Origin of the sequence: Nonomuraea sp. PA05, from assembly GCF_008086045.1 — a bacterium.
Lineage (GTDB): Bacteria > Actinomycetota > Actinomycetes > Streptosporangiales > Streptosporangiaceae > Nonomuraea > Nonomuraea monospora.
The window spans coordinates 105,462-131,314 of the sequence record NZ_VSEY01000032.1; the positions used below are offsets into that span (position 1 = coordinate 105,462).

Here is a 25,853-nt window from a genome sequence, read left to right on the forward strand (position 1 = left end):
CGCGCCCGCTCACGATCGCCGCCTGTCCGCCCGCCCTCTCACCTGCCCACGGTGGAACGTTCGGCGTCACGGATGGTCCTGTCGGCATCCCGCCGGGTGATGAAGCCGTCCCGCAGGTTCTGCTGGGTGACCTGGCGCACCTTGCTCACGTAGTCGCGGTGGCCGGGATACAACCCGTTCAGGGTGGTCTCATCGAAGGGGATCCAGGTGCCGCCCTGGCGGCAGGCGCTGTTGGTGGCGTCGGTCAGGCCGATGTTCCAGCCGGTGTTGCGCTCCGTCGGAGCATCCACCGCCGCCAGCCGGATGCCGCCGCGTGCGATCTGGTAGGCGTCCCGGGTCAGGGTGGCGGGGCTGGTGGTGGTGTCGGTGATCTCCAGGTACGGCGCCGCGGGCGGCCGCCGGTTCTCCCGCGCCCAGCGCACGGCGTGGTCGAACATCGCGTTCAGCACGTACTCGTAGGGGACGTTGCTGCGTGCCGGCGACACGCAGGGCGCGGTGGGCCCGGCGAGCAGGCCCGACACGCCTGCGTCACGCAGCCGGATCGGATTGTTGACGAGGTAGGCGTGCCGGTCGGAGTGCGAGGCGCCGGCGATCTCCCAGTAGGCGTAATGGCCGGTGTCCGGCTGGCGGCGAGCGGCCTGGTTGGCGAGCACGTCGTACTCGCTGGCCGTCTTGAAGACCTTCGTGGCCAGGTCGGGACGGATCTGCACGCCACCGTCCACGATGGTGATCACGTCGTAGACGGGCGTGAGAGGGTGCACCGAGTTGGCGTACAGGGCGAGGCGGGAGGCCGATTGCGACTGGCCGGTCGCGATGAGCGTCCTGACCTTGAGATCGCCGAGAGGGCGGGCGCCGCGGGGGTCCGTCAGCGCCTGGGCGGCCTGGGTGAAGACGTCGTAGGCGAGGCCGTCGTCGGTGACGGTGCCGCCGGCGGTCAGGTCGAGGCTTCCGTACCTGGCCGGGTTCCACGTCCTGAGACCGGCGGGGGTGTGCACGCCGTTGCGCTGGGCGCTGACGCCCACCCAGGCGTATCCCTCGTCCAGCAGGTGGCGGAACGAGCGGGACCACATGACCTCGTAGTCGAAGGTGTTGGTCACGTTGTACCACTCGACGATCGCGGTGCCGTTGAACCGCTTCGGCGAGAGCGGGCGGCGGACGACGATGCGCGTCCGGTAGGGGTGCCCGGTGTCGATGACCGTTCCGGTGGCCTGGTCAGGAGTGGTGTAGCGGCTGGCGGTGCCTTCGATGAAGTACTCCTCCTCGATGTAGCCGGCCCTGCGGAGGTCTTGGTCCGTGGCGAAGAACGGATGGTCGCGAGGCCCGGCGCCGGTGGCGATGGGGCCGGTCACCGTCGGGGCGCCGGGCTCGTGGAGGGTGGTCGGCTGCAGGGCCATCAGGGATAACAGGCAGGCCAGAAGAGAGCGCATCGAGGACTCCGTCCAGAAAGTACGGACTAGATAGTTCATAAAGCTGCGTCACCGGCGCTGTGAAGTCAAGGAGGAGTCCGAGGCGCGAAACGGCGATCCGGGGCTGGAAGGGTTGTCCGAGCGGCGGCGACGGGTGCGAGGCCGGAGCGTCCGCGCGCTGGACGGTCATTCGCGGACGTGAGCTGACGATCTATGGTGATGGCACGGTTCTCCTAGGAAAGGCACCGCGATGGCAGGCGACGGCGAGGGGATGCTGGGCGGTCTGCTGGGGGTCAATCATCTGTCCGCGATGGAGGAGGTGCCGGGCCTGGTCGCCGAGCACGCGCGGCGGGTCGGGTTCTCCCAGACGACGGTGTACGTCGCCGACCTGCAGCAGCAGCATCTGGTGCCGTTGCCAGGGCAGCGTGACCCGTCCGGCGAACCGCTGGAGCCGATCGGGATCGACACCACGGTGGCAGGCCGCGCCTATCGCGATTCGGAGATCGTCCATGCCCGCCACGTGGCCGACCCCGCCGAAGGAGAGGCGGCGCAGCCGCCGCCGGCGGGCGAGGGGCCGCAGCGGCTGTGGGTGCCGTTGCTGGACGGCACCGAGCGGGTCGGGGTGCTCGGGGTGAGCGTACCGCCGGGCGCGCCGGCCGCCGAGTTGCTGGCCGCCCAGCTGGCCTCCCTGGTCGCGCTGCTGGTGATCAGCAAGCGCGCGCACAGCGACTCCTACGCCCGCCTCGTACGCGCCCGGCCGATGACCCTGTCGGCCGAGGTGCTGTGGAACCTGCTCCCGTCGGGCACCTTCGCCAACGACCGGGTGGTGGTCAGCACCGCGCTGGAGCCGGCGTACGAGGTCGGCGGGGACGCCTACGACTTCGCCATCGACGGCGACACGCTGCACGTGTCAATCTTCGACGCGATGGGGCACGACACCTCCGCCGGGCTGACCGCCACCATCGCCATGGGCGCCTGCCGCAACAACCGCCGCCAGGGCGAGGACCTCGCCGCGACGACCGAGGCCATCGACGCGGCGATCGCCGAGCAGTTCACCGGACGCTTCGCCACCGGCATCCTGGCGGATCTGAACCTGCGGACGGGCTGGCTGAGCTGGGTCAACCGGGGCCACCATCCCCCCTTGGTGCTGCGGGAAGGCCGGCAGGTCGCCAGCTTGGACGGCGAGCCCGACCCGCCGATGGGGTTCGGGCTGGGCGTCCGCACCGGTCTGCTGCGCTACCAGCTGCAACCGGGGGACCGGCTGCTGTTCTACACCGACGGCGTCATCGAGGCGCAGAGCCCGAAGGGGGAGTTGTTCGGGCTGGAGCGCTTCATCGATTTCATTGTCCGGCGCGAGGCCGATGGCATGTCGGCTCCGGAGACGCTGCGCCGGCTGATCCAGACCATCATGGAGCACCAGCGTGGCCGCCTTCAGGACGACGCCACCGTGGTGACGGTCGAGTGGCGCAGCAGGCGAAACGAGCAGCTCATGCTGTGACGCCGCGGGCGCGCCTCCGTGTCCGCCGGGGAGCGGGAGAGGTGACACGACCACGACGGCTGAACTCGGTGATCGGGCACGTACCGGTGACATCCCGGCTGAGGTGAGAAGGAAGAGCCGACGCACTCGGCGAGTCACAACAGGAAGGGGCGGCAGGCCGCTCCGGACGGCGGAGGCGGGGGAGCGCGGCGCTGCGGCTGGACTTTCCCTGCTACGGCGACTTCTTCCGTTCGGAGAACCCGGACCCGCGAGAACGCCTGACGCATCCCATCAGGTCGGCGAGCTGACCGGGCCACCGGGGAAGGAGGGACCGGAAGTGGCCGCCCACGACATCTCCGGTCCAAGCAGGACGGCCGAGGACCTGCCGACGGAGCCGGCCACGCCACACCTTCCGGTGGCGCGTCGAGAACGGCCGCGGGAGCGCCTGGTACGGACGTCCCTCAGCCCGGTCGACAGCCTGCGGACTGTCGATGACCTCCACTTCCGCGAACGTCTCCAAGACCTCCCGGGCGGACGTCGCATGGACCCACCACCACACCCTGCCCATGCCATTCGGGCTGGCTCACTTGGCTGGAGGACACGCCAGGCGTCGCGGTGGGCGTATTGACCGACCTATCACCCGTGTTGGGCAGGCCGCCTGCCGCGATCATCCCGATGGTGATGGCGATCGCCGGCTCGGCGGGCCGGGCGACGGCACGCGGCCTTACCGATGCGGCACCAGCTTCCAATACTGCGAAATGGAGGGCGGTCCCTCCCACATGGACGTGGGAACCACGTACACGTTGTTCGAGAGGACGTTGCTCTGCGTGCTGAGCGCGTACCCCGGGTAGACCTTCGGAATGATCGCGTACGAGTCCGCGTCATTCGGAACCGCGTCGCTGCCGTGAACCCGGCGAATGAACCACTTCTGCCGCTCGTTCGCGCTGTCCGGATTCTTGAGCCGGGGATTGTCCTTCTCATTGACACCGGCGGCGAGGCACCGGTTGTTCTCGAAGCTCTTGATCACGTACGTGCCGTCGCCGGCCGGCTCGATGTACCACAGGTGCCCCAGCAAGCCCTTGATCGTCATGACCGGGTCGAGGTTCCACGTCTGCACGGCCTGTTCGAGGTCGTCGTTGTAGTTGTCGGTCTGCAGGTACGTGCCGGTGACCTCGTGAACGAGCATGAACGGACCCTGGATGCCGCCTTCGCCGGAGATACTGGTCATGTGCCGTTCCCCTTTCTCGTTCTGACGTAGCAGGGGTCGATGGCGCGCCAACACCACCAGATTCACCCCGAATGCAGCGGCCGTCACGAGTCAGCAGCTGACCACATCCGGCCATTTCCCCGGGAACCCTGAACAATCTGTCAATGGTGGAGGTCCGCCAAGCCGCACGCCGAACTCCGCTCGGGGATAACGCTTCACGCGGGACGGAGTCTCGATCCCCGGCTGGCCGGCGACGACGTCCAGGATTTCTGCGGCCCGACGGGGGCCTGCCGCCCCGTCCGGGGGGCCAGACAGTCTGTGTGAGATCACTTCACTGACATCTCATCCGGCCCGGCGTCCACTATCAACAACCTGTCGAATCCGGGAGGCATGATGGCGGACTCCGACGCCCCGGTCAACGTGTATCAACATCGTCGGACTTCTTGACCCTATATTCGGGAATGTCTGCGTAGCTGGGTGAGACGCCTATTCCGATCCCTGCGGGAAGCACGATAATCGCCCGTCGAGATGACTCCGAGCCGCTTGCCGAGGGCCGGCATCATCGGCATTGCCCTGCCGCCGGGTGTGCTTTCCGGAAACGTTATTCAAGTTCCGATCCACCTGTGCGGGAACAGCATCGATTTCGTCGCGCTCCTCAACCCCACGTTCGGGGTCTATGGGAGCCAGGTGCGTGGTCCGACCCGGCTCACGCACCGAGTTCTCACGGCTTGCGGGCCAGAGCGCCGTAGGCCCAGGCGTGACCGCCGGGAATCTGCTCCTGGTACTCGATGGGATCCGGCCGCCATGTCACCACCTCGACGAGGCCCGGGTCCACCAGGTTCCACCCTTCGAAGAAGCGCAGTGTCTCGTCGAAGGTGCGCGGCACCATGGGGGCGGTGCTGTTGTCGTAGGGCTTGGTGAACTCCTCGCGGCGCACCTGGTCGGTGAAGTCGAGCGTGATGTGCGACAGCAGCAGGTGACTGCCGCCGGGCACCGCGGCCTTGAGCTGTTCGACCAGCTCGTACGGCTTTTCCTCGTCGGTGATGAAGTGCATGACGCCGGCCAGGATGACGCCGACGGGACGGGTGAAGTCGATCACGCGCTGGACCGCGGGATCGGCCAGGATCTTCTCCGGCCGGCGCAGGTCCGCCTCGATCATGTCGGTCATGCCCGCGGGGTCACCGGTCAGCAGTGCGCGGCCGTGGACCAGGACGATCGGATCGTTGTCCACGTAGGCCACGCGGGCCTCGGGGATGGTCTCCTGGGCGATCGTGTGGGTGTTGTCCTGGGTGGGGATCCCGGTGCCGATGTCCAGGAACTGGGTGATGCCGGCCTCGGCCGCCAGATACCGCACTGCCCGGCCCAGGAAGGCGCGATGTGCGCGTACGCCCTCGCGCGTGCCAGGCGACACCTCGATGAGTGCCTCGGCGGCCTTGCGGTCGGCGGCGAAGTGGTCTTTGCCGCCGAGCAGGTAGTCATATATGCGAGCCGGATGAGGAATGTGCGGGTTGATTCTCGTGGCCGGAGCCTCGGCGTATGCGGCTGCCGGTGGATCTGTCACACCGTCGCTGTGCGTCATCTTCTCTTCCTTGTCGATCGGCGGCCTTGCCTGAGGGGCAGGGAATTTGAATTCCGTTCCGCCGGACGCGCTTGACGCACACCTCAGGTGTGGGACGGCAGGAGAGATCACTTCGGGCACCCAGTTTGGCACTTCTTCGATAGTTGTCAAGGAACAGATCGAAACGTTCGGCGACGTCCGATCTGGCCTGTGCCGGTTGTGCTGGTAGAGCGCAGAGCTTGGAGCTTCGGTCAGGATCTCTCCCTGCAGCGCTCATGGAAGTTTCACGGCCATCCTTCCGCAGGTCGGCCGCGTTCCCACGCAATAGCGCGAGGTGGGCCTGTTCGGTCGCGGCCCTAACGGGATTACGCAAGCTACGGTGCTCTTGACAGTATCTTTCGGTATCGGATTTGCTGCGTCTCACCACCTTCAACGACGTGAGAGGTCCATCGCCAGAATTGTTAGCGCTAACAAAGCAGAACAGCCAGTGCACCGACGGCAGCATCACCGCGGTATGTGCGAACAAGTGCCTGGACGTGCCCAGAGCTACTCCAAGGCTCCAGATCCACACCTGCCACGGCGGCACCGACCAACGCTGGACCCGCACCTGAACCCAATGGCGCCGCAGTCCGCCGTAGCACATCAGCGATGACAGACATGACCACAGGGAGGTCCTGGTGTCCGCAGCACAGAGGTCGTGGCAGGACAGGTGGGCCGCCGTGCTCACCGTAATGGCGTTGCTGGTGGCCGGCACCGTGATGAGCGCGAGGGCGGCCGCCGCCGAGTCCAACGGCGGAGTACGGGTCATGCCGCTCGGCGACTCGATCACCGAGGGCACGCAGGTGCCGGGCGGGTACCGGATCGGCTTATGGCAACGCCTGGCCGGCGGACGCTACACGATCGACTTCGTCGGCTCGCAGTTCAACGGGCCGGGCAGCCTGGGCGACCACGATCACGAAGGCCATCCGGGCTGGCGGATCGACCAGATCGACGCCAGCGTCACCGGCTGGCTGCGTACGCACACCCCGCGCACGGTGCTGCTCCACCTGGGCACCAATGACATCCTGCAGAACTACAACGTGGCCGGCGCCCCGCAACGGCTGTCCACGCTGATCGACCACATCACCGCGGCCGTGCCCGACGCGGACGTCTTCGTCGCGACCATCATCCCGCTGTCCAACGCCGGCCAGGAAGCCGCCGCCCGCACGTTCAACGCGGCCGTTCCCGGCATCGTCCAGAGCAAGGCGAGCAGCGGCAAGCACGTCCACCTGGTCGACATGCACAGCAAGCTGACCACCTCCGACCTGATCGACGGCGTCCACCCGACCGCCGGCGGTTACGACAAGATGGCCGCCGCCTGGTACGCGGCGCTGCAGTCGGTGTCCGGCAGCATCGGCCAGCCGGGGGACGGCACCCCCAGTGGGGTCGCGATCAAAGGTGTGGGCTCGGGCCGGTGCCTGGACGTTTCCGGCGCCTCGCAGGTGAACGGCGCGCAGGCGCAGATCTGGGACTGCGGCGGGCAGCCCAACCAGCGGTGGACACCCACCGCGAGCGGTGAGCTGCGCGTCTACGGCGGCAAGTGCCTGGACGTGGCCAACCGCAGCACCGCCGACGCCGCCGGCGTCGTCATCTGGGACTGCAACGGCCAGAGCAACCAGCAATGGCGCTTCAACACCGACGGCACGATCACCGCGGTGGGTGCGAACAAGTGCCTGGACGTGCCCAGCTACTCCACGGCCAACGGCGTCAAGCTCCAGATCTACACCTGCCACGCCGCCGCCAACCAGCGCTGGACCCGCGTCGGCTGATGACATCGCTCCCGCCCATGCCTGCCGCTTCCACGCTCAGGCAGGTGGGGGAGGAGCGGTGCTTTCGCGGACGACGAGTTCGGTGGCCAGCTCGACGCGGTTCTGCGGCAGCGGCTCGCCTTGGGCCAGGGTCAGGAGCATCGTGGTGGCTGCGGCGGCCATGTCGGTGAGGGGCTGGCGGATGGTGGTGAGCGGCGGGATGGTCCATCGTATCGACGGCATGTCGTCGAAGCCGATGACGCTGAGGTCGGCGGGGATGCGCAGGTCGAGCTGGTGGGCGGCGTGGTAGACGCCGATGGCCTGGCCATCGTTGGTGGCGAAGATGGCGGTGGGCGGGTCGGGCAGGCGGAGCAGGCGGTGCGCTTCGGCCAGGCCGCCCTCGATGAGGAAGTCGCCGCGCCCGATCAGCGCCGGGTCGGCGGGCACGCCCGCCATGTCCAGGGCGGTGCGGTAGCCGTCGAGGCGGGCGCGGCTGGCCAGGGCGTTGTCGGGGCCGGTGATGATGGCGATGCGGCGGTGGCCGAGTTCGAGGAGGTGGCGGGTGGCGGTGAGGCCGCCGTTCCAGTTGCCGGCGCCGACGGATGGGATGGTGCGCGCGGGTGCGTCGGCCGGGTCCAGCAGGACGAGGGGGATCTCGCGGCGGGCGAGCTGTTCGTGCTGGGGTTCGGTCAGGCCGGAGAACACCGCGATCACGCCGCTCGGGCGGCGTCGCAGGACGCCTTCCAGCCACTCGTCCGCGGCGTCGGGGTCGCGGCGCAGGTCCGAGATGCCCACGGTGAGGTCGTGCTGCCGCGCGACCTGCGCCACCCCTTTGGTGATCTCGACGGGGTAGTCGCCCTCCAGCGCGTGGAAGACCAGCTCCACCAGCCCGGTCGGGGTGGAGCGGCGGCGCTGGCGGCGGTAGCCGTGCCGGCGGATCAGCTCCTCCACTGTGGCACGGGTTTCGGCCGACACCTCGGAGCGGCCGTTCACGACCTTGGAGACCGTCGCGGTGGAGACACCGGCCAGCTCGGCGAGCTGGGCGATGGTGAGGGGGGACGACTCCGTGGTCATGGCGGCAGTCTAGTCACGCGGGGCGGCAGGGCGGGCGGTGCCGCCTCGTCAAGATCAATGTTCCGCGGACTCACGCCCTGCGCCTGAACGTCGGGCGCGCCGGTGGGATCGATCAGGGGAGCCGGGCGGTTCTCGCCCTGTCGGTGCTGTCCCGGGCGATGAGCTGCGGGGGGACGACCAGGTGCTCGTGGCCGGACGTCCCGGCCGGATCGATCTGCTTGAGCAGCAGGCCGATGCTGAGGCGGCCGACCTCGCCGAAGTCCTGCCTGACCGTGGTCAGCGGAGGAGTGAAGTACGCCGCTTCCGGAATGTCGTCGAAGCCCACCACGCTCACCTGCCCGGGCACCTGGACGCCGCTCTCCGAGAACGCCCGCAGCAGGCCGAGCGCCATCTGGTCGTTGGCCACCAGTACCGCGGTGACGTCGGCGACGCGGCCGGCCAGAGCTCTGCCGGCGCGGTAGCCGGACGCGGGGGTCCAGTCGCCCGTCAGCGGGTCGGGAACCGTCCGTCCGGCAGCCGACAGCGCGGCTCGCCAGCCCTCGCGCCGCCCCTCCGCCTCCAGCCAGTCGTCCGGTCCGCTGACGTGCCAGACGGTTTCGTGACCGAGGCCGAGCAGGTAGGCGGTCGCCTGCCGGGCGCCCGCGAACTGGTCCACGCTGACCACCGGCACGTGGCCTTCGTGGCGGCCTTCGACCGCCACCGCCGGCAACCCCGCGGGCAGGTCGGCGAGTGCCTCGGCCGCGGCGCGTTGCGGTGCGACCACGACGACGCCGTCCACTCCCTGGGCGGCCAGGTGGCCGATGGCTTCGTTGACGCCGGCCCTGTCGATGGTGCGCAGGCTCATGATGGTGACGAAATAGCCGGCTTCCCTGGCCGCTCGTTCGATGCCGTGGACCGTGCTGGCCGGGCCGTACAGGATGGTGTCGAAGCTGACCACGCCGAGCCTGTGCGAGCGGCGGGTGACCAGCGCCCTCGCGGTCATGTTACGGCGGTAGCCGAGAACGTCGATGGCGTGCAGGACCCGCGCCCGCGTTTCCGCGCGGACCCTGGGATGCCCGTTGAGCACCCGCGAGACGGTCTGGTGTGACACGCCGGCGAGTTCGGCGACGTCGGCCATGACCGGTGAACGGCGCTCGGCGGGTGGCCCCCATTCTTTCCCCTCCGGCGGCGGGTCGTGGGCTGGGGGAGCGGCTTCATACGTGGGGAACTCCTCGGCGTCACGCGTTGTCAGCGTTGACTTCGCGAGTGCGGTTCGCGGCCTGGGCGACACGCTAGGTCGCCGCGCCGAAAGCTGTCAAGGATAGTTTTCGGCCGAAGTTAATTAACTTTCGTCAGCCGATCGGCCGTGCGGTGCTCTCCCTGATGATCAGTTCTGTGCCTAGTTCCACGCGATGCTGCGTCAGCAGCTCGCCTCGCGCGAGCTTGAGCAGCATCTCGGTGGCCGTGGCGGCCATCTCGGCGAGTGGCTGACGGATGGTGGTCAGCGGCGGGTTCATCCAGCGGGCCGCGGGCAGGTCGTCGAAGCCCACCACGCTCACGTCGTCGGGGATGCGCAGGCCGAGCAGGTGGGCGGCGCGATAGACGCCGCAGGCCTGGCCGTCGTTGCAGGTGAAGATGGCGGTGGGCGGTTCGGGTAGCCGCAGCATGCGCTCGGCCTCGGCGAGGCCGCCCTCGACGAGGAAGTCTCCCCGGCCGATCAGCTCCGGGTCGGCGGGGACGCCGGCCATGTCGAGTGCGGTGCGGAAGGCGTCCAGCCGTGCCCGGCTGGGGAGGGCGTGGCCGGGCCCGGCGATGGCGGCGATGCGCCGGTGCCCGAGGTCGAGCAGGTGGCGGGTCGCCAGCAGCCCGCCGTTCCAGTTGCTCGCGCCCACCGAAGGAACCTGGGGTGCGGGATCGCCCCTGGGGTCGAGCAGGACGAGCGGGATGCCGCGGGTGGCGAGCTGCTCGCGCTGAGCCTCGGTCAGGCTGGAGAACACCGAGATCACACCGGTGGGACGGCGGCTCAGCACGCCCTCGATCCAGCCCTTGCCCGGAGTGTCGCGGCGGTGCAGCTGCGAGAGCACCACGGCCAGCCGGTGCTTACGCGTCACCCGCTCGACCCCTCTGGCGATCTCGGTGGGGTACTCGCCTTCCAGCGCGTGGAAGACCAGCTCCACCAGGGGCGTGGCGGTCGTGCGGCGCCGTTGCGGCCGGTAGCCGTGCTCACGGATGAGCCGCTCGACGAGGGCCCGGGTCTCGGGCCCGACCTCGGCGCGGCCGTTGACGACCTTCGACACGGTGGCGATGGAGACGTGGGCCAGCTCAGCGAGCTGCGCGATGGTCAACGGCGGGGATGGGGCGGCGCCGTCGTCGGACGGGCCAGCGGCCGTGCTCATGCCGGGATTCTAGCGACCGGTTTCGGTGCTTCAGCGCTCACGTTTCGGCGTTCTTGCGAGCAGGTTCTTGACGAGTTTCCGACACCGCACGTATGGTCCCCGAATTAACTATCGTGATTGCTTCCGAAAGTTTCAGAGTAGCGACAGTCTCATGCACCCCCCGTCCATGGGCCGTACGGCTCAGGAAGAGATGACCTGTGAAGCTCCGTACCGCCACCCCGATCGTGCTCGCCGCAGCGCTCGTCCTGACCACCGCCGCCTGCGGTGGTGGCGGCGCGACGCAACCCTCAGGCGACGGCAAGTCGTTTGAGTTCTGGTCGTTCAGCGGCATCAACCAGAAGCGGTCCGTCGAGGACTACAAGAAGATCAATCCAGGCGTGCAGGTGAAGCTCACCGAAGTGGGCACCTCCACGGAGACCGCGCAGGCGCTGACCACGGCGCTGGCCGGCGGCAAGGTGCCCGACCTGGTGCTCATCCAGGGCGACGACCTGCCGAAGTTCGTCCAGCAGCCGCAGAACTTCCAGGACCTGCGGCAGTACGGCGCCGACAAGATCAAGGGTGACTACCTCGACTGGGTGATCAGCCAGCCCACGGCCAAGACGGGCGAGATCATCGGTATTCCCACCGACGTCGGTGGGATGGCGGTGGCCTACAGGACCGACCTGTTCAAGGAGGCAGGGCTGCCCACCGACCGCGACGAGGTGAGCAAGCTCTGGCCGACCTGGGACGCCTTCATCGAGACCGGCAAGAAGTACACCGCCGCCACCGGCAAGGCGTTCGTCGACAACGCCGGCACCAGCGTCTTCTACCAGGCCGTCAACCAGGGCCCGGAGAAGTACCACGACCCTTCGGGCAACGTCGTGTACGCCACCAGCCCGCAGGTCAAGACGGCGTTCGACCTGGGCATCAAGGCGGCGCAGGCCGGCATCACCGCGAAGCAGAGCTCCTTCGAGGACGGGTGGAGCGCCGCGATGGGCAAGGGCGACTACGCCGTCATCTCCGCGCCGTCGTGGCTGCTCGGCCAGATCCGCGACAACGCCCCCGGGACCAAGGGCAAGTGGGACATCGCCAAGATCCCCGGCGGCGCCGGCAACTGGGGAGGCAGCTACCTGGCCATTCCCAAGGGCGCCGCCAACCCGAAGGCGGCCTGGGACTACATCTCCAAGATGCAGTCGCCCGAGGGCCAGCTCCAGCACTTCGTCGACGTCGGCGCGCTGCCCACCACCCCGTCCGTGTACCAGGACCCGAAGCTCCTCGGTATGAAGGACCCGTTCTTCTCCGACGCGCCCATCGGGAAGATCTACACCGACTCGCTGCTCGGGCTCAAGCCCTTCCTCATCGGGCCGGAGAGCGCGGCCATCGGCCAGGAGCTCCTGAACGCGATCACCAACGTCGAGCAGGGCAAGGGCGACCCGGCCACGGCCTGGGACACGGCGCTGGCCAACATCAAGACCGCGATCGGCAAGTGACATGACCACGACGCTCAGCCCGCCCCGGGTCATGCCCGAGACCGAGGGGCGGGTGCGGCAGAGCCTGGCCGAGCGGGTGGCCCCGTACGCCTACATCGCCCCGTTCTTCCTCCTGTTCGCGGTCTTCGGGCTGTTCCCGCTGCTGTTCACCTTCTACATCGCGCTGTTCGACTGGAACCCGATCGGCGAGCACGTCTTCATCGGCTTCGACAACTTCAGCCGGCTGCTCGCCGACCCCCGGTTCTGGAACGCCGCCTGGAACACGATCAGCATCTGGTTGCTGTCCACCGTGCCGCAGCTCCTGGTGGCGCTGGTGCTCGCGCACCTGCTCAACCACGCCAGGCTGCGGCTGGCCGTCTTCTTCCGCATGTCGATGCTGGTGCCGTACATCACCTCGGTGGCGGCCACCACGATCGTCTTCGCCCAGATGTTCGACCGCGACTACGGCCTGCTCAACTGGCTGCTCGGGCTCGCCGGTGTGGGGCCGATCGACTTCCTGCAGTCGGTGTGGGGGAGCCACGCCATGATCGCCGTGATGGTGACCTGGCGCTGGTTCGGCTACACCACGCTGCTCTACCTGGCCTCGCTGCAGGCCGTGCCCCGGACGATCTACGAGGCCGCCGCGGTGGACGGCGCCGGCGCCTGGAAGCAGTTCCGGCACATCTCCGTCCCGTCGCTGCGCCCGGTCATCGTGTTCACCATCGTCACCTCCACCATCGGCGGGCTGCAGATCTTCACCGAGCCGCTGCTCGCCTCCCGCTCCGCGCCGCTGACCTGCGGTCCGGTACGGCAGTGCCAGACGCTCACGCTCTTCCTGTACGAGCAGGGCTTCGGCCAGTTCCAGTTCGGCTACGGCGCGGCCATCGGCGTGGCCCTGTTCGTGCTGATCATCGCCGTCGCGGCGCTCAACTACGTCCTGTCCGCCCGTATCCGCCCGGAGCGATGATGAAGAAGGCCGACCGGGTCCGCTGGTGGACCTATCTGCTGCTCGCGGCGGCCACGCTGGCCTGCGCGTTCCCGCTGTACTGGATGTTCGTGGTGGCCACGACGGACACGGCGACCGCCACCAGGCTGCCGCCGGAGATCGTGCCAGGGGGGAACTTCTTCCACCTGGCCGGGCTCGTGTTCTCGACCGTGCCGTTCGTGCGCTCGATCCTCAACAGCCTCGTCGTGGCCGGCACGATCGGCGTGGGACACGCCCTGCTCTGCTCGCTGGCCGGGTTCGCCTTCGCCAAGCTGCGCTTTCGCGGGCGCAACGTGCTGTTCCTCATCGTCGTGCTGACCATGACCGTGCCGACCCAGCTCGCCGTCATCCCGCAATACATGATCATCTCTTCGCTGGGGTGGGTGGACACGCTGCAGGCGCTCATCGTGCCGGGGCTGGCCAGCGCGTTCGGCATCTTCTGGATGCGCCAGCACCTGGCCACCACCATCAGCGACGAGATCCTCCAGGCCGCCCGCATCGACGGGGCCGGCACCTGGCAGATCTTCTGGCGGATCGCGTTCCCGCTGGTGCGGCCGGCCGCGTTCGTGCTCGGGCTGCTCGGGTTCGTCACCGCCTGGAACGACTTCCTGTGGCCGTTCATCGTGCTGAAGTCGCCCGAGATGTACACCGCGCAGATCGCCATCAAGGCGCTGCAGAACAGCTACACGATCGATCTCGGCCTGGCCATGTCCGGCTCGTTCCTGGCCACCCTGCCGCTGATCGTGCTGTTCGTCTTCGTCGGCAGACGCATGGTGGCCGGGATCATGGACGGCGCCTTCAAGGGCTGACCCCTGAGAGGCGGCCCGGAGATCCGGGCCGCCCAGGAGGGTCAGCGCTGGAGGGTCAGCGCTGGAGGGTCAGCAGGCCGGGACGGTAGGGCAGGAGGCCGTAGTCGCCGCCGGAGCTGGGGCTGCGGCCCTGGTAGAGCAGTTGCAGGTTGCAGGGGTCGACGGTGAACGTCTGGTCGGCGCTGGTGCGGATCAGTTCGCCGTGGCTGATGTCGTTGGTCCAGGTGGCGCCGCTGTTGGCCTTGCCCGCGAACGGGTTGCTCTCGGTGGCGGCCTGGGGGGTCCAGGAGCCGTTGAGGCTGGTGGCGGTGAAGGAGCGGAAGTAGCGGCCCTGCGCGCCGATCGCCTCGACGATCATGAGGTACTTGTTCTGGCCCTGCAGCTTGTAGACCTGGACGGCTTCGAACAGGTTGTTCGTGGTGTCGCTCATGATCACGGTGGAGGTGCTGCCGAAACTGCCGGGGAAGTTCCCGATCGGCATGCTGGCGCGGTAGATCTTGCCGTTGTCGCCGGCGAAGAACAGGTACATGTTCGTGCTGTCACCGATCACGGTCTGGTCGATCGGGCCGGTGCCGGAGCCGGAGATGCTGCCGGAGAACAGCGTCTGCGCCGCGGACCACCCGTTGGGGTTGCTCGGGTCGCTGGACGTGCGGTAGGAGAACGCGGGGCCGCCCCATTGGTAGGCGAGCACCCAGACGTTCTTCGGCGCGAAGTAGAACAGCGTGGGCGCGACGGTGGCGTTGGTCATGGTGTTCTGGCTGGCGGAGGCCATCTCCGACCAGTTGGTGAACGGGGTGAAGTTCATCGAGCCCCACCGGGTGCCGGTGTCGTGGGTGGTGGCGTAGACGAGGTGGCGGCCGTTGTAGGGGGCGACGGTGAAGTCCTTGAGCGAGACCCAGCCCGACTTCGGCTGGGCCAGCGCGCCGGTCGAGGTCCAGCGGTAGCTCGACGGGAGGTCGCACTGGCCGGGGTTGCCGGTGCCGCCGTCCACCTTGACGAGCTGCCACTGCTGGTTGGCGCCGCCCCAGTCGTCGTACTGGACGATGTTGCCGCCGTCGGCGGTGGAGGCACCCTGCACTTCGAGGGCCTTGTTGCTGTTGCGGTTGATGAAGCGCACGTAACCGCTGTCGGAGTCGGCCAGCCGCCACTGCTGGTTGGTGCCGTTGAGGTCGGACCATTGCACGATGGAGCCGCCGTTGGCGGTGGAGAAGTTGTAGACGTCCAGGACCTTGCCGGAGTGCCGGGACTTGATGCGGTAGTAGCCGCCGCCGGAGTCAACGAACTGCCACTGCTGCTGGTTCTGGTTGTTACGGGTCCACTGGGTGATGCGGGCGCCGTCGTTGGTGGCCAGGTTGTAGACGTCCACGGCCTTGCCGCTGTTGCGGTTGACCAGGACGTACCAGGCGTTGGTGTCGACGGTGGCCGCGTCGGCGGGCTGCACGGCGATGAGCAGGCTCGCCAGTAACGTGGCCACCGTCGCCAGAATGGATCGGAGTTTCACAGGGTCTCCTCAGGGGGTGGTGAGGTCGAAGCGGCGCACGGTGACCGCGCCGCCGAGGGACTGGGTGGCGTGGTTGAAGATGCCGAAGCGGTAGCCCATGAAGAACTGCCAGGCGTTGTTCAACGTGAAGGCCGGGCCGAGGCTCGTGAAGGTGGTGCCGTCGGTGCTGTAGGAGAAGCGGGCCTGTCTGCCGGAGCCGGGGCGGATGTCGGCGTTGACCCGCAGCCAGATCCGGCCGCCGGAGATGTTCGCGCTCGCGGCTTCGGCGCCGGTGCCGGTGGTCTGCCAGGAGCTGTTCATGGTCAGCCCGTTGGTCATGACAACCCGATTCGCGCCGTTGTCGCGTTTGACGCCGATCCAGGCCGACTGGTCGCGCAGCATCGCCAGCCCGGCGCGGTCGCCGTTGGCCATCTGGGAGTAGTCGAGCTCGATGGTCGCGGTCGAGGACGGGCCCTGGATGCGGTGGGTGAGCGTGTTGCGGGCGTTGTAGAGGTCGTTCGTCACGGTCGCGGTCTGCAGGCGCAGGCCGGTGCCGGTGGAGAAGCGGCTGGTGTCGGGGTTGTGGTTCCACTCCCAGCGGTGACCGAGGCCGGCCGAGGTGAAGGTGTCGGGGCCGGTCATGGGCGCGACGGTGCGGCTGGTCTGGATGTTCGGCTTCGGGTAGGTGGCTCCCCACGTGCCGTTGACGGTCTGCAGGACCGGCCAGTCGCCGCTCCACGTGATCGGGGCGAGGGCCGGAACGCGTCCGCCGGGGTAGGCGTCGACGAACGACATGTAGTACCAGTCGCCGTTCTGGGTCTGGACGAGGCCGCCCTGGTGGGGGACGCCGCCGCCGGAGATGGGGCCGGGCAGGTTGAGCAGGACCTGGCGCATCTCGTACGGGCCCCACGGCGAGGTGGAGCGCAGCACGTACTGGCCGTTGGCCGGGCGGGTCAGCCAGATGTAGTAGTAGCCGTTGCGCTTGTAGAAGCGGGCGCCCTCCAGGGTGCCGACGCTGCTCGGGGTCTGGAACACCTGCTGGGCGCGCACCTGGCTGAGCCCGTCGGCCGACAGCTGGGCGACGCTGATGGTGCCGTTGCCGTAGGCGACGTACATGGTGTCGTCGGTGTCGATCAGCAGGCCGGCGTCGTAGTAGCAGTTGCCGATCTGCGAGCGTTTGGTCCACGTGCCGTCCACGGCGGAGGCGGTGTAGACGTAGGTGCGGTTGAACTCGACGCAGCCGAGCCAGTAGTAGGTGCTGTTGCTGGGCCGGTAGTTCAGGGTGGAGGCCCAGATGCCCTTGACGTAGGCCCGGCCGCCGTTGAGGTCGTAGGCGTTCGAGCCGAAGTCGAGTCTCGGGACCGAGTGGCCGGCGTACTCCCAGTCGACGAGGTTGTAAGAGCGCAGGATCGGCGCGCCCGGCGAGTAGTGCATGGTCGAGGCCGAGTAGTAGTAGGCGTCGCCGACCCGGATGATGTCGCCGTCGGCGAAGTCCTGCCAGACGACCGGGTTGGTGTAGGAGCTGCTGCCGCCGGTGACGGGGACGAGCTGCCACTGCTGGTTGGCGCCGTTCCAGTCGTCGTACTGGACGATGTTGCCGCCGTCGGCGGTGGAGGCGTTCTGCACTTCGAGGGCCTTACTGCTGTTGCGGTTGATCAGCCGGACGTGGCCGTCGGGGGAGTCGGCCAGGCGCCATTGCTGGTTGGTCCCGTTGTGGTCGGCCCACTGCACGACGGCGGCGCCGTTGGCGGTGGAGGCGCCGGACACGTCCAGGACCTTGCCGGAGTGCCGGGACTTGACGCGGTAGTAGCCGCCGCCTGAGTCGACGAACTGCCACTGCTGCTGGTTGCCGTTGTTGCGGGTCCACTGGGTGATGCGGCCGCCGTCGCTGGTGGACAGGTTGTAGACGTCCAGGGCCTTGCCGCTGTTGCGGTTGACCAGCACGTACCACGCGTTCGGATCGACCGTCGCGGCCGACGCCTGCGGCGTCAGGAGCAGGCTCACGAGCGATAAGCACGCCAGGATCGCCAGCACGCGCCTCATACGAACCTCCACAGGTTGTTGTCCGAGCCGTGGTCGTCGGCGAGCACGACCTGCGCGCCCTAAGGCGTGCCGCCGACGCGGCTCAAGGACATGCGGGACTCCTCGGAAAGGGAGGATGACCGGCCGCGCCGCGCCCGTTGTTAGCGCTAACATCTGATGGCGTCGCCCTCCTCCGTTCGCTGCGTTGTGGCGGAGTACATCCGACGGTTCGGCCCGGCGTCAAAAGAGATGCGGCTCCACCGGTACGGGCGATGCCGTCCCAGTGCCTTCCCGCCTGGAGTTTCACCCCCAGCGGGACCGTGCCGCGTCTCTGAAAGTTTCACAGAAGTTACCAGAGGGCAACAGAGTAACTTGCGAATCTTGAAAAGTTAAGTTGCTGCCTGAAAGTTGTCGTCAACCCCCAAGAAGGGACGCCCGACCCGAGTGCTGGCCAGCCTTCCGCTGGTCCATGGCCCTGACCATCAGGAATCGCCGCCTCATTAAGTTTCTGTCCCGGCCATGGTTGACGGGCCGCAGTCAAGGCCCTTACCTTCCTCCAGGAGATCCGCGGTCCGTGACGTGTTCGTGCCCAGTAGCCGACGGACGAACGAGAGTCGAGATGGCTGACTTATCCCGAAGGCAAGTGTTCAAGCTCGGCGCGGCCGGAGCAGGAGCCGCGATGTCACCGCTGGGCTGGACGGCCGCTGCCCGGGCCGCCACGGCGCCCCCTCCCGAGGTGAGCGCCGCGAACGATCTGGCCCTGTGGTACGACGAGAGCGCCGGCACCGACTGGTTGCGCGCGCTCCCGATCGGCAACGGCCGCCTGGGCGCCATGGTGTTCGGCAACACCGACACCGAGCGGTTGCAGCTCAACGAGGACACCGTGTGGGCCGGAGGACCGTACGACCAGAGCAACCCCCGAGGGGCGGCGGCACTGGGGCAGATCCGGCAACTGGTCTTCCAGAACCAGTGGAGCCAGGCCCAGACCCTGATCGACCAGAACATGCGCGGCACCCCGGTGGGGCAGCTGGCCTACCAGACCGTCGGCGACCTGCGGCTCGGCTTCGGCAGCGCGGCCGGGGTCACGGAGTACAACCGGTATCTGGACCTCACCACGGCCACCACGGCCGTCTCCTACCTGCACAACGGCGTCCGGTACCGGCGTGAGGCGCTCGCGAGCGCGCCCGACCAGGTGATCGCCATCCGCCTGACCGCCGACCGGCCGGGCTCGATCACGTTCTCCGCGACCTTCGGCAGCCCGCAGCGGACGACCCGCTCCAGCCCGGACGGGACCACGATCGCGCTCGACGGCATCTCGGGCGACATGGAAGGAGTGGCCGGCTCCGTCCGGTTCCTCGCGCTGGCCCGCGCGGTCGCCGACGGCGGCACCGTCAGCAGCTCCGGCGGCACCTTGCAGGTCAGGTCCGCCGACAGCGTGACGGTGCTGATCTCCATCGGCTCCAGCTACCGCACCTACCGTGACGTCGACGGCGACCACCAGGGCATCGCGCGGCGCCACCTGGACGCGGCCACCGGCAGCACCTACGACGACCTGCGCGGCCGGCACGTCGCCGACCACCAGCGGTTGTTCGGGCGCGTGACCCTGGACCTGGGCCGGACCGCGGCGGCCGACCAGCCGACCGACGTGCGGATCGCGCAGCACGCGAACACCGACGACCCGCAGTTCTCGGCGCTGCTGTTCCAGTACGGCCGCTACCTGCTGATCAGTTCCTCCCGGCCGGGCACCCAGCCGGCCAACCTCCAGGGCATCTGGAACGACTCGCTGACGCCGTCGTGGGACTCGAAATACACCATCAACGCGAACCTGCCGATGAACTACTGGCCGGCGGACACGACGAACCTGTCCGAATGTTACGAGCCGGTGTTCGCGATGCTCGACGAGCTCGCGGTCAGCGGCGCCCGGACGGCCCGCGTACAGTACAACGCCGGCGGTTGGGTGACCCATCACAACACCGACGCGTGGCGGGGGACGTCGGTCGTGGACGGCGCGTTCTGGGGCATGTGGCAGACCGGCGGCGCCTGGCTGGCCACCCTCGTCTGGGACCACTACCGCTTCACCGGCGACCTGGAGTTCCTGCGGCGGTACTACCCCGCGATGAAAGGCGCCGCACAGTTCTTCCTCGACACGCTGGTGCAGGAACCGAACCTCGGCCATCTGGTCACCAACCCGTCGAACTCTCCGGAACTCGCCCACCACGCGGGCGTCAGCGTCTGCGCGGGCCCCACGATGGACAACCAGATCCTGCGGGACCTGTTCAACGGCTGCGCCCAGGCGGCTCAGACGCTCGGCGTCGACGCCGACTTCCGGACGCGGGTCCTGGCCGCCCGCGACCGGCTCCCGCCGATGAGGATCGGCTCGCGCGGCAACATCCAGGAGTGGCTGTACGACTGGATCGAGACCGAGCCCGCCCACCGGCACATCTCCCACCTCTACGGCCTGCATCCCGGCAACCAGATCAGCAAGCGCGGCACCCCCGCGCTGTTCACCGCCGCGCGGCGCACCCTCGAACTGCGCGGTGACGACGGGACAGGCTGGTCACTCGCCTGGAAGATCAACTATTGGGCGCGGATGGAGGAAGGCGTCCGGGCGCACGCGCTGCTGCGCCTCCTGGTGACGACGGCCCGGCTGGCGCCGAACATGTTCGACCTGCACCCGCCGTTCCAGATCGACGGCAACTTCGGCGCCACGTCCGGAATCGCCGAGATGCTGCTGCAGAGCCACAACGGCGAGCTGCACGTGCTGCCGGCAGTGCCGCCGGCCTGGCCGAACGGCAAGGTACGGGGCCTTCGGGGGCGTGGCGGCCACACCGTGGACGCGACGTGGAGCTCCGGCGGGGCCGGCGAGATCCTCATCAGGTTCGATCGTGACGGAGCGGTCAACGTACGCAACCGGATCTTCGCCGGCACCTACGAGGTGGTCGACACCACCACCGGCGCCACCGTCACCGTCGCCGCACCCGAGAGCGACGTCATCAGGCTGACCGGCCAGGCCGGCCGCACGTACCGGATGACCGGGTCCGGCCCCGCGCCGGCGAGCTACGTGCGGATCGCCAACGCGACCACCGGCCTGGTGCTGGACAGCGGCGGAAACGTCGCCTCGGGATCGAACCTCAAGCAGTGGAACTGGGACGGCAGCACCAACCTGCAGTGGCAGCTCGTGGACCTGGGCGGCGGCTGGTACCGCATCGTCAACCGGACCAACGCCATGGTCATCGACAGCTGGGGCAACGCCGCCAACGGCGCCGGCGCCCGGCAGTCGGCCTGGACCGGCGGCACAGGCCAGCAGTGGCGGCTCAACAGCACGGGCAACGGCCGGCACCAGATCATCAACCGGGGCACCGGCACCGCGCTGGACGGCATGGGCAACGGCACCGCCGGCTCCACCGTGGCCATGTGGGCGCCGAACAACAGCACCAACAACCAGTGGACGATCACGAACGTGTGACGCCGGCCAGAACGGCACCTGAGCCTTCGAAGGGGAGTTCTCGCATGCCATTCGCACGCAACCAGGGCGGGCGCCGACTGGTGGCGACGATCGCCGCCGGAGTGATCGCGATCGCGGCGGTGCTGCTCGCACCGGGGCCGCAGGCGTCCGCGGACGCGCCGTGGCTGAACCTCTCGCAGGACGGCTTCGCGACCTTCAGCGTCCCGGCGGCCGCCGTCGAGGCCGCCGCGGGCCCGGTGTCGCAACTCGCCGTCGAGGGGAACTTCGGCCCCTCCTCCGCCTGGGCGGAGTACGGTCTGACCCGCCGGGGCGACGTCTGGTCAGGAGTTCTCGGCCCGCTCAGGCCCGGGCTGTACTCCTACCAGGTCACCGGCGACGAGACCAAGGTCCTCAAGGACCCGACCAACGACACCACGGTGGCGTCCAAGCCGCTCTGGAGCACCTTCTTCGTGCCGGGTGACGCCGCCCGCCTGCTGGCGGACGCGCCCGAGGGACAGGGCGGCAAGATCGAGACCCTGACCTACGGAGCCGGAGGCAAGGCCCGGGTCTGGACGCCCCCCGGATACGCGGCCAGGAAGACCCATCCCGTGCTGTACCTGCAGTCCGGCGACGGCTGGAGCGCCACCGACTGGCTCGACCTCGGCCGGGCCGGGCAGATCCTCGACAACCTGTCGCTCCGGAAGGCCATGGAGCCGATGGTGGTCGTGATCAGCGACGGCGACGATCCGCGAGGTCTCCGGAAGGCGGTCGCCGCCCGTTACCGTGTCCACCGTGACCCGGCGCACCAGGCGATCGCCGGGGTGGCCGAGGGCGGGGCGCAGGCGCTGCGTGCCGCTCTGACCAGCCCGGGACAATTCGCCTACGCCGGCTCCTTCTCGGGTCTCCTGACCGACGTCAAGGTGACCGGCCACCACGTCGAGCTGCTGCGCCTGTACACGGGGAACGTGACCGACCCCGCCTACAACGCCACCGCCCGCCTGACGAGAACGCTGGACCGCGCCCGTGTCAGGTACGAGTTCGACGGGGTCAACCCCGACGCCGGCGCGAACTGGAACGCCTGGCAGGAGAACCTGATCGACTTCGTGCCGCGGCTGTTCCGCAAGGTGCGCGACCACGGCCCGAGCGCCGGTCACCGGCCGCTGAAGGGCGAGTTCGCCCCACCGGCGCCCGGCACCACCCCGACCCCGTTCGTGACCGAGGACGGCTTCGTCACCTTCGAGACCACGACCGCGTTCGCCGCTGCCCGGCGCGTCACGGTGTGGGCGAACAACGGCCGCAACGGCAGCTGGCTGCGCGTCCCGATGACCCGGCAGGGCGATCGGTGGCGGGTCACCATGGGCCCGCTCGACCCGTGGTTCTACTACTACCAGTGGTTCGTGGACGGGGTCCCGGTCAAGGACGCGTCGAACCCGGCGAAGGTGACCACCGAACCGAACTGGAGCACCTTCCTCGTCAACGGGCCCGAGGCACGCCTGCTCACGGACGTTCCCGCCGGTCAGGGCGGCAAGGTCGAGAGCATGACGTACCGGAGCAGCGTGACGAACCAGGACCGCACCGCCCTGGTCTGGACCCCGCCGGGCTACGACCCGGACCGCGCGCAGCCGTACCCCGTCTTCTACCTCCAGCACGGCGGCGGCCAGAACCACACGGACTGGGTCGAGATGGGACGCGCCAAACAGATCCTCGACCACCACTTCCTCGATGGGAACCTGGTGCCGATGGTGGTCGTGATGGGCAACGGCAACGTGCCCGACTTCAACAAGGAACTGCTGGACAACGTCGTCCCGGCGGCGCGCGCCCGCTACCACGTCTCCGACCACCCCTCGCAGCAGGCCCTCGCCGGGCTCTCCATGGGAGGCGCGCAGACGTTCGGCGTGCTCAAGGCGTTTCCTGGACGGTTCGGCTACGTCGCGGTGTTCTCGGCATGGTTCGGCAGCGACGCCGGCGTCGACGCTGAGGCGATCAACAACGGCACCAAGCTGCTGCGCCTGTACGTCGGCGACCGGACCGACTTCGTGAACCCGCTGTTCATGACCTCCCTGACCACCATGGACGACCTCGGTGTCCGCTACGAGTTCGACGGCGTCACCCCAGGGCCGCACGGCTGGGACGTGTGGCAGAAGAACCTCATCGACCTGGCGCCACGCCTGTTCAAACGCTAGCGACCGTGCTCGGAGTTGCGGTGCAACCGGCGCAACATGAGAGCGAAGGTGAGCCGCAGGCGGCCGGGCTGCTCGCGCAGGGACCAGCCGAGCAGCCGCTCGGCCTGGGCCATCCGCTCGTGCAGGGTGGAGTGGTGCACCCGCAACGACGCGGCGGCCGTGCGCAGGCCGGCCCCGCCGGCCAGCATGTCCAGGGTCGCCGGCATCCACGGGGCCGCCGCCGCCGTCCGCTCCACCGCGGCGAGGTCGGGCCCCGCCCCGAGCCCGGCGTCCACCGCGGCCGTCAGCATGATCAGGCCGCCGAGGTCCTCGGCGTGGACGACCCGCGGTCCCGGATCGGCGGGGGTGCCGTCGGCGGTGAAACGCGCCGCCGCCCGCGCGGCGGCGACCGTCTGCGGCAGCTCGAGCAGGGGTACGGCGGGACCGACGCCGGCCCGCGGGCCGTCCGGCGGCGTTTCCGTGTTAGCCGCGATGACCTGCAGCGCTTCCGTGTTAGCCGCGATGACCTGCAGCGAGCCGTCGAATCCGGCGATCACCCGCGCGGGCGCCGACCGGGTCAGACCCAGCGACTTCGCGGCGTGACAGCGGTCCTCGACCGGCGCTGAGGCGTCCAGCAGCACCTCCACCAGTTCGCCGTCGTCGTGCAGGACACGCGCGGCCGATACGCCTCCGAAGGCGACTTCGCGCCGTTCACGCACGAGGCCGCCGACGGCGCCGACACCATCGCCTGGCTGCTGGAGCAGGATTTCTGCGACGGCCAGGTGTTCGTGTACGGCGCCTCCTACATCGGCGCCACCCAGTTGCTGGCCGCCTCCGCCGCGCCGGAGGGCCTGCGCGCCATCGCACCCCATACGAGAGCTGGACCTACCGCGGCGGAGCGCTGCAACTCGGGTTCGTCCTGCTGTGGATCATCGAGTCGCTGGCGGGGGCCCGGCCGGCGAGCAGGCGACGCTCACCTACCGGTCCGACCCGGCGAACCCGGTGCCGACCACCGGCGGGGTGACGTTCCTGCCCGGGCTGCTCGTCGCCCGCAACTCCGGGCCCAAGGACCAGGCCGCGATCGAGGCCCGCGACGACGTGCTCGTGCTCACCTCGCCGCCGCTGGAGACCGGCCTGACCATCGCGGGCGAGGTGGTCCTGCACCTGGAGGCGGCATCCTCGGCCGAGGACTGCGACTGGACGGCCCGGCTCACCGAGGTCGACCCGGCAGGCCGATCGGCCGGGCTGGTCGACGGCATCCTGCGAGCGCGCTACCGGCACGGCGGCGACGCCGTCGCACTCGTACCCGGGCGGCGGGAGTCCTACTGGCTGCCGCTGGGCTCGATCGCGCACGTGGTGCCGGCAGGGCATCGGCTCCGCCTGCAGATCGCCTCGTCCAACCATCCCCGCTTCGATCGCAACCCGCAGACGATGGCCGACCCCGCCGGGGTGACCGGCGACGACTTCGCCGTCGCCGACCAGACCGTCTTCGTCGGCGCCGGCGGCACGCACCTCGTGATCCCGATCGCCCCCGGCCTGCCGGAGGGTTAGGCGTGGACGCGATCACCGAGGGGCGATCCGACGTGCGTCACCGTCCGCCGTCGAACAGGGCCAGGAGCCCCGGCGCCGGATCCGCTACGTTGGTCATGTTCGCCACCACGACGACGAACATGATGAGCGACGACATCGCCGAAAGAACGCCGTACGACTTCAGCACGCGTCTGGTCCGCCTGTCGGACGACCCGGTTCTGGCGGACCTCGTCCACAACACGACGCTCAGGCCGGTGAACGCGACCGCCACGACGAAACCGATCACGACCAGCGTCACGTGGTACAGCGCATAGTCGCTGATCATCACCTCGAGGGCGGCCGGGGTCCGGCGACCCGCTCCTACGGGCTCGGCCAGTTGCTGCCTGACTTGGCCGATCGTATCGGCGAGCGCTGTGTCGGCGGCGCCGACCGGCAGCAGCGACATCAGCGAGGCGAAGGGCGCCACCGCGCCCTGCACGTTGGCCACCACCACCAGCAGTGAGAACAGTGCGGGCATCGTGACGAGAACGCCGGCCGACGCGAGGGCGGCCCTCCTGCCCGCCCTCGCGTCGGCCCTCAGGAACGCCTTCCAGAGGAGAACGCCGAGCGCGACGAGCACGATCAGCAAGATCGCAGCGATCACGGCCTTGGCCACGTGGTAACGGGACCAGTAATCGACGACCCTCGCCAAGCTCGGGGAGAGATCCCGGTCGCCGGACCTCCAGTACTCGGCGAACGCCTTGCCGAGCGTCTCGACAAGGCTGCGCTGATCGGCGAAACCGCCGTCCTGCCTGCTCGCGGCCAGCGTGCCAGGGGCGACCACGAAGGCCGCGGCGAGGACCACGGCGAGGGCGGTGAGCACCGTGAGTGCGCGAGCGGGGATGCCGGCGGATCGCGACGGGGCTGCGGGAGTGCGCAAGGAGACTCCTCCGGCTCGATCGAATGTGTATCAGCTCTGACCTGCGGGTTCGCCGGCGTCCATGACGGGCGGCAACGCCAGGACTCTTCTCACACCTGTAGTTCGGCGGCGGGATGCGGCTGGATGGCGCAGGTCCAGACGTTCCCCAGCAGGCTGGCGCTCGCCCGCC

18 protein-coding genes and 2 pseudogenes are annotated in these 25,853 nt (G+C 69.0%); 10 read left to right on the forward strand and 10 right to left on the reverse strand.

Annotated features, from left to right (window positions below; translation table 11 throughout):
• Positions 1 to 38: 38 nt before the first annotated feature.
• Entirely contained in the window at positions 39 to 1,427 is a 1,389-nt protein-coding gene (locus tag FXF51_RS40455) for an alpha/beta hydrolase domain-containing protein (protein WP_148440062.1), read from the reverse strand.
• A 229-nt stretch (positions 1,428 to 1,656) separates the two neighbouring features.
• On the opposite strand from FXF51_RS40455, the gene FXF51_RS40460 reads away from it, so the two are divergent.
• The gene (locus FXF51_RS40460; RefSeq protein ID WP_148440063.1) at positions 1,657 to 2,904 is read left to right on the forward strand and encodes a PP2C family protein-serine/threonine phosphatase; all 1,248 of its coding nucleotides are present in this window, start codon (positions 1,657 to 1,659) and stop codon (positions 2,902 to 2,904) included.
• 703 nt (positions 2,905 to 3,607) lie between these two features.
• On the opposite strand, the gene FXF51_RS40470 is transcribed toward FXF51_RS40460, so the two are convergent.
• A complete protein-coding gene (locus tag FXF51_RS40470; protein ID WP_148440065.1) occupies positions 3,608 to 4,198 on the reverse strand; it encodes an RICIN domain-containing protein in 591 nt (196 codons plus the stop codon).
• A 420-nt stretch (positions 4,199 to 4,618) separates the two neighbouring features.
• Here FXF51_RS40470 and FXF51_RS63540 point away from each other — a divergent pair.
• Positions 4,619 to 4,750 (forward strand): annotated as a pseudogene (locus FXF51_RS63540) (chaplin); the annotation flags it as partial.
• Between the two features lie 61 nt (positions 4,751 to 4,811).
• Here the strand turns inward: FXF51_RS63540 and FXF51_RS40480 are convergent.
• Complete coding sequence (locus FXF51_RS40480) at positions 4,812 to 5,669, reverse strand: SAM-dependent methyltransferase (protein WP_148440066.1); 858 nt, start codon at positions 5,667 to 5,669, stop codon at positions 4,812 to 4,814.
• A 656-nt stretch (positions 5,670 to 6,325) separates the two neighbouring features.
• Between FXF51_RS40480 and FXF51_RS63060 the strand changes: the two genes are divergently transcribed.
• Positions 6,326 to 7,456 (forward strand): ricin-type beta-trefoil lectin domain protein, encoded by a 1,131-nt coding sequence (locus tag FXF51_RS63060; RefSeq protein WP_262380138.1) that lies wholly within the window; start codon positions 6,326 to 6,328, stop codon positions 7,454 to 7,456.
• A gap of 36 nt (positions 7,457 to 7,492) precedes the next feature.
• Here FXF51_RS63060 and FXF51_RS40490 read toward each other — a convergent pair whose 3' ends face one another.
• The 3 genes from FXF51_RS40490 to FXF51_RS40500 form a co-directional block, all read right to left on the reverse strand.
• Complete coding sequence (locus tag FXF51_RS40490; protein ID WP_148440067.1) at positions 7,493 to 8,509, reverse strand: LacI family DNA-binding transcriptional regulator; 1,017 nt, start codon at positions 8,507 to 8,509, stop codon at positions 7,493 to 7,495.
• A gap of 112 nt (positions 8,510 to 8,621) precedes the next feature.
• Positions 8,622 to 9,626, reverse strand: coding sequence for a LacI family DNA-binding transcriptional regulator (locus FXF51_RS40495; RefSeq protein ID WP_148440068.1), 1,005 nt, complete (start codon positions 9,624 to 9,626; stop codon positions 8,622 to 8,624).
• A 214-nt stretch (positions 9,627 to 9,840) separates the two neighbouring features.
• Positions 9,841 to 10,884 carry a LacI family DNA-binding transcriptional regulator gene (locus tag FXF51_RS40500; RefSeq protein WP_148440069.1) on the reverse strand — a complete coding sequence of 348 codons (1,044 nt, stop codon included), beginning with the start codon at positions 10,882 to 10,884 and terminating at the stop codon, positions 9,841 to 9,843.
• 197 nt (positions 10,885 to 11,081) lie between these two features.
• Here FXF51_RS40500 and FXF51_RS40505 point away from each other — a divergent pair, with 197 nt between their 5' ends.
• From FXF51_RS40505 to FXF51_RS40515, 3 genes are read left to right on the forward strand one after another with little or no spacing between them, the layout of a single operon-like run.
• Positions 11,082 to 12,353 (forward strand): ABC transporter substrate-binding protein, encoded by a 1,272-nt coding sequence (locus tag FXF51_RS40505; RefSeq protein ID WP_148440070.1) that lies wholly within the window; start codon positions 11,082 to 11,084, stop codon positions 12,351 to 12,353.
• A 1-nt stretch (position 12,354) separates the two neighbouring features.
• Positions 12,355 to 13,299: a carbohydrate ABC transporter permease gene (locus FXF51_RS40510; protein WP_148440071.1), complete on the forward strand. Its 945-nt coding sequence runs from the start codon at positions 12,355 to 12,357 to the stop codon at positions 13,297 to 13,299.
• Positions 13,296 to 14,126, forward strand: a complete 831-nt coding sequence (locus FXF51_RS40515) for a carbohydrate ABC transporter permease (protein WP_262380139.1) — start codon at positions 13,296 to 13,298, stop codon at positions 14,124 to 14,126. Before FXF51_RS40510 ends, FXF51_RS40515 begins: the two co-directional genes overlap by 4 nt.
• A 55-nt stretch (positions 14,127 to 14,181) precedes the next feature.
• Here FXF51_RS40515 and FXF51_RS40520 read toward each other — a convergent pair whose 3' ends face one another.
• On the reverse strand, positions 14,182 to 15,627 hold the full coding sequence (locus FXF51_RS40520; RefSeq protein WP_148440072.1) for a non-reducing end alpha-L-arabinofuranosidase family hydrolase: 1,446 nt from the start codon (positions 15,625 to 15,627) through the stop codon (positions 14,182 to 14,184).
• A gap of 9 nt (positions 15,628 to 15,636) precedes the next feature.
• A complete protein-coding gene (locus FXF51_RS40525) occupies positions 15,637 to 17,649 on the reverse strand; it encodes an RICIN domain-containing protein (RefSeq protein ID WP_148440073.1) in 2,013 nt (670 codons plus the stop codon).
• Positions 17,650 to 18,307: 658 nt separating this feature from the next.
• Between FXF51_RS40525 and FXF51_RS40530 the strand changes: the two genes are divergently transcribed.
• Positions 18,308 to 21,094, forward strand: coding sequence for a glycosyl hydrolase family 95 catalytic domain-containing protein (locus FXF51_RS40530; protein ID WP_262380140.1), 2,787 nt, complete (start codon positions 18,308 to 18,310; stop codon positions 21,092 to 21,094).
• Positions 21,095 to 21,138: 44 nt separating this feature from the next.
• The gene (locus FXF51_RS40535; RefSeq protein WP_148440075.1) at positions 21,139 to 23,256 is read left to right on the forward strand and encodes an alpha/beta hydrolase; all 2,118 of its coding nucleotides are present in this window, start codon (positions 21,139 to 21,141) and stop codon (positions 23,254 to 23,256) included.
• Here FXF51_RS40535 and FXF51_RS40540 read toward each other — a convergent pair.
• Positions 23,253 to 23,954: a helix-turn-helix domain-containing protein gene (locus FXF51_RS40540; RefSeq protein ID WP_148440076.1), complete on the reverse strand. Its 702-nt coding sequence runs from the start codon at positions 23,952 to 23,954 to the stop codon at positions 23,253 to 23,255. The two genes, FXF51_RS40535 and FXF51_RS40540, sit on opposite strands and share 4 nt — an antisense overlap.
• Between FXF51_RS40540 and FXF51_RS63925 the strand changes: the two are divergent.
• Together FXF51_RS63925 and FXF51_RS40550 are read left to right on the forward strand one after the other, a co-directional pair.
• Positions 23,898 to 24,053 (forward strand): annotated as a pseudogene (locus FXF51_RS63925) (CocE/NonD family hydrolase); the annotation flags it as partial. The gene FXF51_RS40540 and the pseudogene FXF51_RS63925 overlap by 57 nt on opposite strands.
• 106 nt (positions 24,054 to 24,159) lie before the next feature.
• On the forward strand, positions 24,160 to 24,786 hold the full coding sequence (locus FXF51_RS40550; RefSeq protein WP_187414838.1) for a CocE/NonD family hydrolase: 627 nt from the start codon (positions 24,160 to 24,162) through the stop codon (positions 24,784 to 24,786).
• Positions 24,787 to 24,823: 37 nt separating this feature from the next.
• Here FXF51_RS40550 and FXF51_RS40555 read toward each other — a convergent pair whose 3' ends face one another.
• Complete coding sequence (locus FXF51_RS40555; RefSeq protein ID WP_222871665.1) at positions 24,824 to 25,627, reverse strand: hypothetical protein; 804 nt, start codon at positions 25,625 to 25,627, stop codon at positions 24,824 to 24,826.
• Between the last annotated feature and the right edge of the window lie 226 nt (positions 25,628 to 25,853).

Coding starts and splice junctions, on each gene's coding strand:
- FXF51_RS40455 (WP_148440062.1), bottom strand. CDS start 1,427: ATGCGCTCTCTTCTGGCCTGCCTGTTATCCCTGATGGCCCTGCAGCCG.
- FXF51_RS40460 (WP_148440063.1), top strand. CDS start 1,657: ATGGCAGGCGACGGCGAGGGGATGCTGGGCGGTCTGCTGGGGGTCAAT.
- FXF51_RS40480 (WP_148440066.1), bottom strand. CDS start 5,669: ATGACGCACAGCGACGGTGTGACAGATCCACCGGCAGCCGCATACGCC.
- FXF51_RS40490 (WP_148440067.1), bottom strand. CDS start 8,509: ATGACCACGGAGTCGTCCCCCCTCACCATCGCCCAGCTCGCCGAGCTG.
- FXF51_RS40495 (WP_148440068.1), bottom strand. CDS start 9,626: ATGGCCGACGTCGCCGAACTCGCCGGCGTGTCACACCAGACCGTCTCG.
- FXF51_RS40500 (WP_148440069.1), bottom strand. CDS start 10,884: ATGAGCACGGCCGCTGGCCCGTCCGACGACGGCGCCGCCCCATCCCCG.
- FXF51_RS40510 (WP_148440071.1), top strand. CDS start 12,355: ATGACCACGACGCTCAGCCCGCCCCGGGTCATGCCCGAGACCGAGGGG.
- FXF51_RS40515 (WP_262380139.1), top strand. CDS start 13,296: ATGATGAAGAAGGCCGACCGGGTCCGCTGGTGGACCTATCTGCTGCTC.
- FXF51_RS40525 (WP_148440073.1), bottom strand. CDS start 17,649: ATGAGGCGCGTGCTGGCGATCCTGGCGTGCTTATCGCTCGTGAGCCTG.
- FXF51_RS40530 (WP_262380140.1), top strand. CDS start 18,308: ATGTCACCGCTGGGCTGGACGGCCGCTGCCCGGGCCGCCACGGCGCCC.
- FXF51_RS40535 (WP_148440075.1), top strand. CDS start 21,139: ATGCCATTCGCACGCAACCAGGGCGGGCGCCGACTGGTGGCGACGATC.